Annotated in this window: 9 protein-coding genes; 2 read left to right on the forward strand and 7 right to left on the reverse strand. The window is 75.0% G+C overall.

The annotated features are described in order from the left end of the window. Positions 1-141 precede the first annotated feature (141 nt). The gene (locus J2S46_RS08950) at positions 142-2,445 is read left to right on the forward strand and encodes a glycosyl hydrolase family 18 protein (protein ID WP_191292429.1); all 2,304 of its coding nucleotides are present in this window, start codon (positions 142-144) and stop codon (positions 2,443-2,445) included. A 129-nt stretch (positions 2,446-2,574) separates the two neighbouring features. Here J2S46_RS08950 and J2S46_RS08955 read toward each other — a convergent pair whose 3' ends face one another. Next, complete coding sequence (locus J2S46_RS08955) at positions 2,575-3,738, reverse strand: geranylgeranyl reductase family protein (protein ID WP_229913099.1); 1,164 nt, start codon at positions 3,736-3,738, stop codon at positions 2,575-2,577. A gap of 281 nt (positions 3,739-4,019) precedes the next feature. On the opposite strand from J2S46_RS08955, the gene J2S46_RS08960 reads away from it, so the two are divergent. Beyond that, positions 4,020-5,384, forward strand: a complete 1,365-nt coding sequence (locus J2S46_RS08960; protein WP_191292445.1) for a dipeptidase — start codon at positions 4,020-4,022, stop codon at positions 5,382-5,384. Here the strand turns inward: J2S46_RS08960 and J2S46_RS08965 are convergent. The 6 genes from J2S46_RS08965 to J2S46_RS08990 form a co-directional block, all read right to left on the reverse strand. Next, on the reverse strand, positions 5,360-6,199 hold the full coding sequence (locus J2S46_RS08965; RefSeq protein ID WP_191292431.1) for a DUF4184 family protein: 840 nt from the start codon (positions 6,197-6,199) through the stop codon (positions 5,360-5,362). The genes J2S46_RS08960 and J2S46_RS08965 overlap by 25 nt on opposite strands. Before the next feature lie 200 nt (positions 6,200-6,399). Then, positions 6,400-7,524: an NUDIX hydrolase gene (locus J2S46_RS08970; RefSeq protein WP_191292432.1), complete on the reverse strand. Its 1,125-nt coding sequence runs from the start codon at positions 7,522-7,524 to the stop codon at positions 6,400-6,402. A 236-nt stretch (positions 7,525-7,760) separates the two neighbouring features. Beyond that, positions 7,761-8,702, reverse strand: a complete 942-nt coding sequence (locus tag J2S46_RS08975; RefSeq protein WP_229913093.1) for an ROK family protein — start codon at positions 8,700-8,702, stop codon at positions 7,761-7,763. A gap of 102 nt (positions 8,703-8,804) precedes the next feature. After that, entirely contained in the window at positions 8,805-9,827 is a 1,023-nt protein-coding gene (locus J2S46_RS08980) for a C40 family peptidase (protein ID WP_307349380.1), read from the reverse strand. Positions 9,828-10,123: 296 nt separating this feature from the next. After that, positions 10,124-11,572, reverse strand: a complete 1,449-nt coding sequence (locus J2S46_RS08985; RefSeq protein ID WP_191292434.1) for an acyl-CoA synthetase — start codon at positions 11,570-11,572, stop codon at positions 10,124-10,126. Between the two features lie 106 nt (positions 11,573-11,678). After that, positions 11,679-12,641, reverse strand: coding sequence for an electron transfer flavoprotein subunit alpha/FixB family protein (locus J2S46_RS08990; RefSeq protein WP_307349383.1), 963 nt, complete (start codon positions 12,639-12,641; stop codon positions 11,679-11,681). Between the last annotated feature and the right edge of the window lie 27 nt (positions 12,642-12,668).

The following is a 12,668-nucleotide window of genomic DNA, read 5'->3' on the forward strand; positions in this document are numbered from 1 at the left end:
CACCAACTCCCAAATGGTATGGACCTGTTGACGCATTGGTCCAGTCCTCCTACAGTTCCCATGCCCCCACCCCCACCATCGGGGGCGCCATGCGCAAGGTTCCGAACCGCCCTGTCCAACCCCACTGCCACAGGGAGAACCATGTCCGCACAGCACCACGCCGGCCGGCGCAGAACGCGCCGCAGGATGGCGTCCCTGCTCACCGCGCTGCTCCTGCCCCTCGCCGCGATCACCGCCCTGGCCGCCCCGGCGCACGCCGCCGGCAAGCTCACCGCCGCCTTCACCAGCGCCGACAACGGCTCCTGGTGGAAGGGCACCTACATCGTCCACAACGACAACGCCGCCGCCGTCTCCGGCTGGACGCTGGAGTTCGACCTCCCGGCGGGCGTCACCATCAGCGGCAGCTACAACGGCGACGCCACCGTGAGCGGCCGCCACGTCACCGCGAAGAACGCCTACTACAACGCCAACGTCGCCGCGCACGGCACCACGGAGCCCTACAGCTTCTGGTTCGTGGCCAACGGCCCGATCGGCGCGCCGACCGGCTGCCGGATCAACGGCGACAAGTGCGACGGCAGTTCGGACGTCCTCCCGGGCGCCCCCGGCGCCCCGCAGGTCACCGAGTCGACCGCGCACAGCCTCGCGCTCAGCTGGCCGGCCGCCACCGCCGGCGACTTCCCGGTCGCCTCGTACGAGGTGCTGAGCGGCGCCACCGTACTGGCCACCTCCACCACCACCTCGGTCCTGGTCACCGGCCTGACCCCGGCGACCGCCTACACCCTGGCCGTCCGGGCCAAGGACACCCGGGGCAACACCGGCCCGCTCGGCGCGGGCGTCGCGGCGCGCACCGTCGACCCGGCCACCGACACCTCGCCGCCGACCGCGCCGGGCGCCCTGCGCAGCACGGCCGTCACCTCGTCCTCGATCAGCCTCGCCTGGACGGCGGCCACCGACAACCAGCGGATCTCCGCCTACGACGTCTACCAGGGCGCCGTCCTGGCGCAGACCGTCACCGGCGCCACCACCACGGCGACCGTGGCCGGACTCTCGCCGTCCACCGCCTACACCTTCACGGTGAAGGCCCGCGACCCCGCCGACAACGTCTCACCCGCGTCCAACGCGCTGACCGTCAGCACCGGTGACCTGGTCGGCCCCGGCAAGTACGCCCGGGTCGGGTACTTCACCCAGTGGGGCATCTACGGCCGCCAGTACTTCGTGAAGAACCTCGACACCTCGGGCAGCGCGGCCAAGCTGGACGTCATCAACTACGCCTTCGAGAACATCGACCCGGTCAACCTGACCTGCCTGGCCGGCGTCACCAAGGGCACCACCGCCGACCCGCAGGACCCTGACCAGGGCACCGGCGCGGGCGACGCGGACGCCGACTACGCCCGGCCGATGAGCGCGGCGCAGTCGGTGGACGGGGTGGCCGACGACGGCTGGGGCCCGCTGCGCGGCAACCTCGGCCAGCTGAAGAAGCTCAAGGCCAAGTACCCGAACCTCAAGGTGGTCGTCTCGCTCGGCGGCTGGACGTACTCCAAGTACTTCTCGGACGCGGCCGCCACCGACGCCTCCCGCAAGAAGCTGGTCTCCTCCTGCCTCGACATCTGGATCAAGGGCAACCTGCCGCTCTACAACGGCGCGGGCGGCCCGGGCGTGGGAGCCGGCATCTTCGACGGCATCGATCTCGACTGGGAGTGGCCCGGCTCGGCCGACGGCCACGCCGGCAACCACTGGAGCGCGGCCGACAAGGACAACCTGACCCTGCTGCTGGCCGAGTTCCGCAAGCAGCTGGACGCCCTGGGCGGCTCGCACAAGCTGCTGACCGCCTTCACCCCGGCCGACCCGGTCAAGATCAACCAGGGCTGGGACCTCTCCAGGATCTTCACCTACCTGGACATCGCCAACGTCCAGGGCTACGACTTCCACGGCGCCGGCAGCGACAACTCCTGGGAGCCGAACCGCGCCGGCCACCAGGCCAACCTCTACGCCGACGCCCAGGACCCGTATCCCTTCCACTTCAGCGTGGACGCCGCCGTCCAGACCTACCTCACCGCCGGGGTGAACCCGCGCAAGCTCACCATCGGGTTCCCGTTCTACGGCCGGGGCTGGCAGGGCGTCACCGCCGGCGGGGCGAACGGCGAATGGCAGGCCGCGACCGGCGCGGCACCGGGCCAGTTCGCCGAGGAGGCCGGCACCAGGGGGTACAACAACCTGCTGGCCAGTGTCCCCAACCTGACCGTCTACCACGACACCCAGTCGGTCTCGACCTACGGCTACACCGGGGCCGGCGGCCAGTGGTGGACCTTCGACGACCCCTGGTCGATCGGCCAGAAGACCGCCTACCTGAAGTCCAAGGGCCTGCTGGGCAGCATGATCTGGGAGATGTCCGGCGACACTCCCACCGGCACCCTGATCACCGCGCTCGACAACGGCCTGAAGTAGGGCCCTCGGTACCGCCCCGCCCGGACCGTCCCACCGCCGGCCCGGGCTCCGGCCCCGGACGGTCGTCCGGTGCCGGAGCCCGGACCGTCCGGGGCGGGGCGGGGCGGGGCGACCACGTGGCGGAGCCGCTCAGCGCGAGGCGAGCGCCGAGAGCCGTCGCGCCGCGCGGTACTGGCGCAGCACCTGGGCGAAGGTGGTGTGCCCCTGGGTGGTGCGGGCGAAGGCCCGCCAGGCCGGGTCGACCAGGCAGACGGCCGCGTGGAAGAGGTGCGGGCGGCGCTCGAAGGCCGCCAGCATCTGCTTGCCGGCGCGCATCTCCACGCCCAGGCCCGCCTTGATCGCGAAGGCGTAGTTGAGGGTCTGCCGGCGCACGTCGGTGGTGCCGTTCGCCTCGGCGACCTTCACGGCCCACTCGCCCGCGAGCCGGCCGGAGCGCAGCGCGTACGAGATGCCCTCCCGGGTCCACGGCTCCAGCAGGCCCGCGGCGTCGCCGGCGACCAGCACACGGCCCCGGCTGAGCGGCGAGTCCTCGGCGCGGCAGCGGGTCAGGTGCCCGGACTCCACGCTCGGGGTGAACCCGGCCAGGCCGAGCCGGCGGATGTAGTCGGCGAGGTACTGCTTGGTGCGCTCGCCGTCGCCGCGGGCGGAGATGACGCCCACGGTGAGGCTGCCCGACTCGGTCTTGGGGAAGACCCAGCCGTAACTGCCCGGCAGCGGCCCCCAGTCGAGGTGGATCCGGCCGGCCCAGTGCCGGGAGATCTCCGCCGGGACGGGGATCTCCGCCTCCAGGCCGAGGTCGATCTGGTCGAAGGTCACCCCGACGTGGCGGCCGATCCGGCCCGCGCTGCCGTCCGCGCCGACCACCGCGCGGGCCTCGAAGCTGCGCCCGTCGGTGGCGGTGACGACGACCGTGCGGTGGTCGCCGCCGCGCTGCTCGACACCGCTGACGGTCACTCCGGTCACCAGCACGGCGCCGGCCTGCTTGGCGGCCTGCACCAGGCGCAGGTCGAACTCGTCCCGGTTGACCAGGCCGAACAGCATCCGCTTGGAGCGCCGGGTGCGGGTGAATCGCCCGTTGTAGGCGAAGGTGACGGCGTGCACGCGGTCCTGCAGCGGCAGGACGAAGTCCGGCGGCAGGCTGTCCCTGGAGGGGCCGATGATGCCGCCGCCGCAGGTCTTGTAGCGGGGGTGCTCGGCCTTGTCGAGGAGCAGTACCCGGCGGCCCTGCGCGGCGGCGGCGTGGGCGGCGGAGGATCCGGCCGGACCGGCGCCGACCACGACCACGTCCCAGATGCCGTCGAGCGGTTCGGGCCCGGGCCCGGCCCCGGGGAGTTCTGCGGCGACCGGGTTGTCTGCACCGGCCGGGCGGTCTGCACCGAGCGGGCTGCGGGAAACGGAGCTACCGGAGTCTGTCACGTCGAGCAATCCTATGGGTCCGGCGGCCGGGTCGGCCGCCCACCACCACGCTCGTGTCAGATTCCCCTCCCGGGGGCGGCCGGCGCACCTCTATGATCATGGCCATCCCCCTTGTCGTGTTCACCCGAACCACCCCCTCGGAGAACCTGGAGACCCCGATGCCGCAGTTGTCCCTGGCCGACGCCGTCAGTTCGCTGATGGGGCGGGCCCGCACCGACCTCGCCGAGCTGGTGGCCTTCCCCTCGGTGGCCGACCCGCGCCAGTTCCCGGTCGAGGAGTGCGACAAGGCGGCCCGGTGGGTCGCCGACGCCTTCGCCGCCGAGGGCCTGACGGGCGTGCGGCTGCTGGACACCCCGGACGGCACCCGGTCCGTGTACGCCGAGCTGCCCGGGCCGGCCGGCGCGCCGACGGTGCTGCTGTACTCGCACTACGACGTGCAGCCGCCGCTGGACGAGGCGGCCTGGCTGAGCCCGGCCTTCGAGCTGACCGAGCGGGACGGCCGCTGGTACGGGCGGGGCGCGGCGGACTGCAAGGGCAACATCCTGATGCACCTGACGGCGCTCCGAGCGCTGCGCGCGGCGGACGGCTCGTACCCGGTCGGCCTGAAGGTCATCGTCGAGGGCTCCGAGGAGCAGGGCACCGGCGGCCTCGAGCGGTACGCCGAGGCACACCCCGAACTGCTGGCCGCGGACGTCATCGTGATCGGCGACACCGGCAACTTCGCGCCGGGCCTGCCGACCGTCACGGCCTCGCTGCGCGGGATGACCGTGGTCGAGGTGACCGTCAGCACGCTGGCCGGAAACCTGCACTCGGGCGCCTTCGGCGGCGCCGCCCCCGACGCCCTGCAGGCCCTGGTGCGGGCGCTGGCCTCGCTGCACGACGAGCAGGGCGCGCTCACCGTCGAGGGCCTCGCGGCGGATCAGGCCTGGCCCGGCGTCGACTACCCCGAGGAGCAGTTCCGGGCCGACGCCAAGGTACTGGACGGCGTGCGCCTGGTCGGGACGGGCAGCGTCGCGGACCGTCTCTGGGCCCGGCCCGCCGTCACGGTGCTCGGCATCGACGCCCCGCCGGTGATCGGCGCCACCTCGTCCGTCCAGGCGAGCGCCAAGGCGCTGGTCAGCCTGCGGGTGCCGCCGGGCCTGGCCACCGGCACCGCCCAGGACGCCCTGGTGACGCACCTGGAGGCCGCGGTGCCGTTCGGCGCCCGGGTGCGGGTCGAGCGGCTGAGCGGCGGTGAGGCGTTCAGCGCGGACACCTCCGGCCCGGCCTACGAGGCGATGGGCGCGGCGATGCTGGAGGCCTTCGGCAAGGAGATGGTCGCCTCCGGCGAGGGCGGCTCGATCCCGCTCTGCAACACCCTGCGCACGCTCTACCCGGAGGCGGAGATCGTCCTGATCGGGGTCGAGGAGCCGACCACCCAGATCCACGCGGTGAACGAGAGCGTGGATCCGCGGGAGCTGGAGCTGATGGCCCTCACCGAGGCGCTCTTCCTGCGGAACTACGCCGAGGCCCGCCGGGCCTGAACCGGCGTCCGCTCCCCCGCGCCGTCCGGCGCGGGGGGCCGCGGACCCTTCCGACGGCCGCGCCGCTCCCGCAGCCGCGCGGCCGTCGCGTACCCGGCCGCCCCCACGGTCAGGCCGGCACCGGCCCCGAAGCAGAATTCGGCGATCAGCTGACGCTCGGTGCCGGCCAGTCGGTGCGCCACGCCGGCCACCGTCGCGGCCACGAGCAGGGCGACCCCGGACCGCCGGACAGCGGCGGGCGGCCGGACGACGGGGACGCCCGGCCCGGCCCGGCGGGCCTCGCGCACCGCGTAGCGGGTCAGCAGGCCGAGGGCGACGGCCGAGGAGCCGTACTGCAGCACGGTGTAGAGCGGGAGTCCGCCGACCACCCGGACGTTCAGGACCGGCAGCACGGCTCCGAACCGGCCGCCGTGGGTGAAGGCGTCCCAGCCGACGTGGGTGGCCGCGCCGAGGGCGGCCGAGGCCGCGAACCAGCCGGCCCGGGCCGGGTCAGGCCGGTCGGGACCGGGTGCGGTGACCGACTCGACGGCCCGGGCCCAGCGTTGCGGCAGCAGCCCGACCAGCGGCCCGCGCAGCAGCCCGTGCCATCCGGCCACCAGGACGGCGGCGAGCGCCACGTCCACCGTCGGCACCGCCCACCACCGGTGGGTCAGGTCGCCGTGGTGGTAGACCCCCGGCAGCAGCGAGTCCGCGAAGAACAGCACGTCGGGGGCCATCGACCCGGCCACCAGCGCGGAGGCGACCAGCGGGCCGCGGGCTCTGGCCCCGTCCATGAACGGCAGGACGGCGGCGACGTGGCTGAGCGTGAACGGCATGTCCCCATCCTGCCCGGTCCGCCCCGCCACCGCCGGGGAAACGGGCCCGCGCGGGCCGGTGGCCGGCGCCCGAGGGGCGCGGCGGACCGGCGGACGGGGCTGGTGCGGCGGACACCCGGGCCACCGGACGGGCGGTCAGGCGGCCGGCACTCGGACGGACCGGCCCACGGGGGCGGCCCCGGAACGGCCCGGTGGGCGCCTCAGGCCGCGTCGACCGCGCCGGCCGGACCGCCCACCCGGCCCGCGGCGGGCAGGCTGCCGGTCGGCAGGCTCCCCGCCGGCAGGCCCTCGGCGGCCGGCAGCCCGGCCTCCAGGTAGCGCAGCTCGCCGCGCCGGCGGGCGTCCAGGGCGGCGGCCAGCCGGCGGTGCCGGCCCGGGGTGAGCAGTCCGGCGGCCTCGTCCAGGGTGACGAAGCGCGAGCCGCGCAGCTCGTCGGCCGGCAGCCGCAGGCCGTGCCGGGCGGCGGCGTCCAGTCGGCCGCCGTCGTAGACCAGGCGCAGGCCGCCGCGACGCGGGCCGGTTCTGGGCTCCCAGTCGACGGCGAGCAGGCGCAGGTCGGTGGCGTCCAGGCGCAGGCCCAGCTCCTCGGCGGTCTCCCGCAGGGCGGCGTCGGTGGGGGCCTCGCCGCGTTCCACCACACCGCCGGGGAACTCCCAGGCGGGTTTGTACACGGGATCGACCAGCAGCACCCGGTCCTGCTCGTCGAAGAGCAGCACGGCGGCGGCGACGGTGTCCCCGGTGCTGTCGGTGCTCTGCACGATCGGACAGCGGGCCGCGCCGTCCTTGACCAGTTCGGCGAGGCGTTCGGCGGTCTGGCGCGGGGTCAGCGCGCCGGTGTCGAGCAGTTCGGCGTCGCGGCTGAGCCAGCGGCGGGCGGCGCGGTAGCGGGGCAGGTGCTCCAGGCCCCATTCCTTGACCCGGGCGCTGCGCTCGGGCTGGCCGGGGTAGGCGTCCCGGCCCTCGATCCGGTCCCGCAGGATCGTTTCCGCAGGGTCGAGGACGAAGTGGTGCACCGCGAGCCCGCGGGCGGCCAGGCCGCCGAACATCTCGTCCCGGTACTCCTCCCGCAGCACGGTCATCGGGACGACGAGCGGGCCCGGCACCTCGCTGAGCAGCGCCGCGGCGTACTCCGGCACCAGCCGCCGCCAGGACGGCAGGTCCTGGAAGTCGGACAGTTCGGCGGCCCGCTCGGCGGGCAGCATCCGGGCCAGCCCGTACCCGACCAGTTCGGGGTCGAACAGCAGGCTTCCCGGGAGCAGTTCCACCAGCTCGCGACAGGCGCTGGTCTTGCCCGCGCCGAACGTGCCATTGACCCAGACGATCACGACGTCCCCTGCCCTAGATCCGCCCGGCGGCGGTCGCCCCCGGGCGCGCGGCCCGGCGATCCGCGGCCCGCGCCAGTGAAGGTGGTACCCGCTGCGGAGCGGTCCCCATACCTCGCCCTCGCTCCGGCCGTCACTTACCGGCCTCGGCCGTTGTCAGCGGCATGTGCCCCGGCCGAGGGCCCCTGCGGCGGCCCGGCGACGCCCCGCGCGGGCCGGTCGGGGCCGCCGGCACCGGGTCAGCGCGCGCCCGCCCGGAGCGCCGCCGCCGCCGCACCGACCAGCCCGGCCTCGCCGCCGAGCAGGGCCGGGCGGACCTCCAGCCCCTGGACGAAGGAGAGGGTCGCGTACGAGCCGAGCCACTTGCGGAGCGGGCCGAACAGCACCTCCCCGCTCTGCGCCACGCCGCCCCCGATCACCACGACCTCCAGTTCGACCAGGGCGGCGGTCGCCGCGATCCCGGCCGCGAGCGCCTGGGCGGCGCGGTCGAAGGCCGCCAGCGCGATCGGATCACCCTGGCCGGCGGCCTCGGCGACGGCCGTGGCGGAGGCGTCGCCGGCGGCCGGCCGCCAGCCCGCCGCGGCCGCCCGGGCGGCGATCGCGGTACCGCTGGCCAGGCCCTCCAGGCAGCCCCGGCCACCGCAGGGGCAGGGGGCGCCGTCCAGGTCGACGCTGATGTGCCCGATGTGTCCGGCGTTGCCGCTGAGCCCCGGGTGGAGCGCCCCGTCGAGCACCAGGCCGCCGCCGACCCCGGTGGAGACCACCATGCAGAGCGCGTTCCGGTGCCCGCGGGCCGCGCCCCGCCAGTGCTCGGCGGCGGTCATCGCGACGCCGTCGCCGGTCAGCACGACCGGCAGGCCCGGCACCAGGCCGCGAACCCGGGCGACCAGCGGGAAGTCCCGCCAGCCGGGAATGTTCACCGGGCTGACCAGCCCGTGGAGGCCGTCCACCGGCCCGGCACTGCCGAGTCCGACCCGCTCGACCCGGGCCCACTCGGGGGCTTCGGCCAGTTCGGCCAGCACCTCGGCGACGGCGGCGAACACCCTCTCGCCGGATGCCGCGGCCGGGGTCGGACGCCGGGTCTGCCGGGAGAGCCGGCCGTCCTCGGCGCCGACCAGCGCCCCCGCGATCTTCGTACCGCCGATGTCGACGGCTGCCACCAGGGTCTGCTCGCTGTTCACAGCGTCCGACCCTACTCCCGGGCCAGGGCCGGTCCGGCCGCACACCCCGAGGTGCCGCCGGCGCGTGGCCGGCGGCACCCTGGTGGCGGTGTGTGCGGAGGGTCAGGGACGGCCCATGAAGTCCGGGTAGTAGCCGCTGCTGATGCCCGAGACCCGGATGTTCGTGCCGGGGCGGGCGGCCTCCACGTACTGGTTGCCGCCGAGGTAGATGGCGACGTGCTCGATGCCGCGGGCTGTGCCGTCCTCGGACCAGAACAGCAGGTCACCGCGGCGCAGCTCGCTCGCCCGGACCGGGGTGGTGGCCGCGTACTGGTCGTTGGCGACCCGCGGCAGATCGACCCCGGCACGCCGGAAGGCCTGCTGGACCAGGCCCGAGCAGTCGTAGCCGTCCGGGCCGTTGCCGGCCGTCCTGAACGGCTTGCCGAGCTGGTCGAGCGCGAAGGCGACCGCCGCCTCGAAGTCGCCGCTCTCGGCGGCCGCTGCCGAAACGGTGTCCGAGGAGGCCGGGGCGGCCTGGGCGGCGGCGCCGGTGCGCTGCTGGTAGACGTCCAGGTGACTGGTCCAGCGCCACTGGCCCTGACTGTTGCGGAACCAGTAGACCGAACCGTCCCAGCCCTGCGTGATCCCGCCGGCCGACGAGGCCTTCACCACCGAACCGGCGGCCGCACCACCCGTCCGCGCCTGGTAGACGTCCAGGTGGCTCGTCCAGCGCCACTGGCCCTGACTGTTGCGGAACCAGTAGACCGAACCGTCCCAGCCCTGCGTGATCCCGCCGGCCGACGAGGCCTTCACCGCCGAACCGGCGGCCGCACCACCCGTCCGCGCCTGGTAGACGTCCAGGTGGCTCGTCCAGCGCCAGTGACCCTGGGCGTCCTTGAACCAGTACTTCGAGCCGTCCCAGCCGGCGTGGGCCGGAGCGGGCTCGGCGGCGGCCGTGCCGACGCCGGTGCCGAGGCCGATCACGCCCGCCCCTGCGGCGACGAGGGCGACCGCCCCGAGGCCCCGGCGGATCCGTCCGCTGCGGGCTATCCCACCGGACCGGGTCCGCTCGGCGGTGGCGGAGGTGAAGGCGGTGGTCGGCTCGCTCTGCGGGGCGCTCGGCGCGCCGGTGTCGACGGTGTTCATTCCTTGCGTCTTCCTCTGCTGACGTGGGGCCCGGGCGGCTCGTGGCGGGTCGTCCGCCGCGAGCCGGAAGCCGCCTGGTCCGGACGTCACTCCGTCCGGTGGAGCCCGCCGGACGGGGAGTCCGGCGCGGGCGCGGCGACCCGGGTTTCAGTTCTGGGGGTCACGTTAAGCACGCCCTCGCTCACGCCGCGCAACGAGCGCCGCCAACGGGTGGTTCACCCTCGGTGACTGGGCGTCAGCAGAAGCGCCCCGTGCACCGGAGGGTCCGTCAGGCCGGCCGGCCGCCGGGCGGACCGTCAGGAGTGCCCGGCGCCGCCCGCCGTCGGCCCCTGGAGCAGCTGCTTCTTCAACACCTTGCCCATCGCGTTGCGGGGCAGTTCGTCCACGAGCACCACCCGCCGGGGCCGCTTGTGGACGGACAGCCGCTCGGCCACGAAGGCGGTGAGCTGTTCCCCCGTCACGGCGCCGTCGGGGATGACGTAGGCGACCACGGCCTGGCCGAGGTCCTCGTCCGGCGCACCGATCACGGCGGCGTCGGCGACGGCCGGGTGGTCCCGCAGGGCGGCCTCGACCTCGCCGGCGCCGATCCGGTACCCGCCGCTCTTGATCAGGTCCACCGAGGCCCGGCCGACGATCCGGTGGAAGCCGTCCTCGCCGATCACGGCCACGTCCCCGGTGCGGAACCAGCCGTCGTCCGTCCAGGACTCGGCGTCGGCGTCCGGCCGGTTCAGGTACCCGGCGAACAGGGTGGGCCCGGCCACCTGGAGCTCGCCGACGCTCTCGCCGTCCGGCGGTACGGGCGCGCCGTCCTCGCCGACCAGCCTGGTCCGGACGCCCCGCAGCGGCAGGCCGACGCTGCCGGGGCGGCGTTCGCCGTCCGCGCGGGTGCTGACCGTGATCAGCGACTCGGTCATGCCGTAGCGCTCGATCGGCGCCTGCCCGGTGAGCCCGGCGAGCCGCTCGAAGACCGGGACGGGCAGCGGGGCGCTCCCGGAGACCAGCAGGCGGGCCGCGCGCAGGCCGGCCGCCGCCGCGGGGTCGGCGGCGATCCGCGACCAGACGGTGGGGACGCCGAAGTACAGCGTTCCGCCGGCCCGCGCGTAGCCTTCCGGGGTGGGGCGGCCGGTGTGCACCAGGCGGCTGCCGGTCCGCAGGGCGCCGAGCACACCGAGGACCAGGCCGTGCACGTGGAACAGCGGCAGTCCGTGCACCAGGGTGTCCTCGGCCGTCCACTGCCAGGCCTCGGCGAGCGCGTCCAGGTCGGCGGCGACGGCGGCGCGGCGGATCACGGCACCCTTGGGCGCGCCGGTGGTGCCGGAGGTGTAGAGCACGAAGGCGGTGGCGTCCTCGCCCGGCTCGGGGTACGAGGTGGCCGAACGCAGCGTCAGCTCCACCGGGAGGGTGTCCAGCCCGGGCAGCGCGTCCAGGCCCTCCGGGGCCCGCTCTCCGGCGGGCAGCGCCAGCAGGGCGGCGCCGGAGTCCCGCAGGATGTGCGCGCGCTCCTTGGGCCCGGAGTCGGGAGGCAGCGGCACCACCGGGACGCCGGCCAGCAGGCCGCCGACCACCGCGGCCACCGTCTCGGCCGTGGGCCGGGCGAGCACCGCGAGCGCGGGTGCGCCCGCCGCCCGGTCCGCGACGGCGGTGGCGACGCCGAGCAGCCGCTCGCGCGAGAGCGCGACCCCGTCGATCCGCAGGGCGTCGGCGCTGTCGCCGTGCCCGTCCTGAAGCGCCGTCAACAGACTCATGAGCCCCTCCGCGTCGGTCCTTGGCGCCGACTCTACGGCCCGGGGTACGCCGGAGGGCGCGGCGGCCCTGTTCGGCCGTCCGCGCCCTCCGGGCGGATCGCTGCGCTCAGCCCTTGCGGCTCTTGACCTCGGCGGTGAGCTGCGGGAGGACGGTGAAGAGGTCACCGACCACGCCGTAGTCGACCAGCTCGAAGATCGGGGCCTCCGGGTCCTTGTTCACCGCGACGATGGTCTTCGAGGTCTGCATGCCCGCCCGGTGCTGGATCGCACCCGAGATGCCCGCCGCCACGTACAGCTGCGGGGACACCTGCTTGCCGGTCTGACCGACCTGGTTGGTGTGCGGGTACCAGCCCGCGTCCACCGCCGCCCGCGAGGCACCCACGGCCGCGCCCAGCGCGTCCGCCAGCTCCTCCACCACACCGAAGCCCTCCGCCGCACCCACACCGCGACCGCCCGACACCACGATCGCGGCCTCGGTCAGCTCCGGACGACCCGAGGACACCCGCGGCGTACGCGAGGTCACCGTCGCCGCGTTACCGGTGAACGCCACCACCACGCTCTCCACCGCACCCGCCGCGGCGGCGGCCTCCGGCGACGTCGAGTTCGGCTTCACCGTGATCACCGGCGTACCGTGCGACACCCGCGACCTCACCTGGAACGACGCCGCGAACACCGACTGCGTCGCCACCGGACCACCCTCACCGGCCTCCAGGTCCACCGCGTCCGTGATGATCCCCGAACCCAGGCGCAGCGCCACCCGGGCGGCGACCTCCTTGCCCTCGCCGGAGGAGGTGACCAGCACGGCGGCGGCGTCGGCGGCCCCGGCGATCTGGGCCAGCGCGTCGACCTTGGGGACGACCAGCTGGTCGGTGAACTCCGGGCCGTCGGCGACGTACACCTTGGCGGCACCGAACTCGGCGGCCTTCGCGGCGATCGCGCCGGCGCCGTCACCGGCGCCCAGCACCACCGCCGACGGCTCGCCGATCCGGCGGGCCAGGGTCAGCAGTTCGAGGGCCGGCTTGCGGACCACACCGTCGGCGTGGTCGACGAGGACGAGAATCTCACCCATGGTTCGTCTACTCCTGAAAAGTCGTGA

This window comes from Kitasatospora herbaricolor (assembly GCF_030813695.1).
Lineage (GTDB): Bacteria > Actinomycetota > Actinomycetes > Streptomycetales > Streptomycetaceae > Kitasatospora > Kitasatospora herbaricolor.

What these genes read in the sequence shown, in the direction of transcription:
- J2S46_RS08950 (WP_191292429.1), top strand. Translation starts at nt 142, where the DNA reads ATGTCCGCACAGCACCACGCCGGCCGGCGCAGAACGCGCCGCAGGATG.
- J2S46_RS08960 (WP_191292445.1), top strand. Translation starts at nt 4,020, where the DNA reads ATGCCGCAGTTGTCCCTGGCCGACGCCGTCAGTTCGCTGATGGGGCGG.
- J2S46_RS08965 (WP_191292431.1), bottom strand. Translation starts at nt 6,199, where the DNA reads ATGCCGTTCACGCTCAGCCACGTCGCCGCCGTCCTGCCGTTCATGGAC.
- J2S46_RS08980 (WP_307349380.1), bottom strand. Translation starts at nt 9,827, where the DNA reads ATGAACACCGTCGACACCGGCGCGCCGAGCGCCCCGCAGAGCGAGCCG.
- J2S46_RS08985 (WP_191292434.1), bottom strand. Translation starts at nt 11,572, where the DNA reads ATGAGTCTGTTGACGGCGCTTCAGGACGGGCACGGCGACAGCGCCGAC.
- J2S46_RS08990 (WP_307349383.1), bottom strand. Translation starts at nt 12,641, where the DNA reads ATGGGTGAGATTCTCGTCCTCGTCGACCACGCCGACGGTGTGGTCCGC.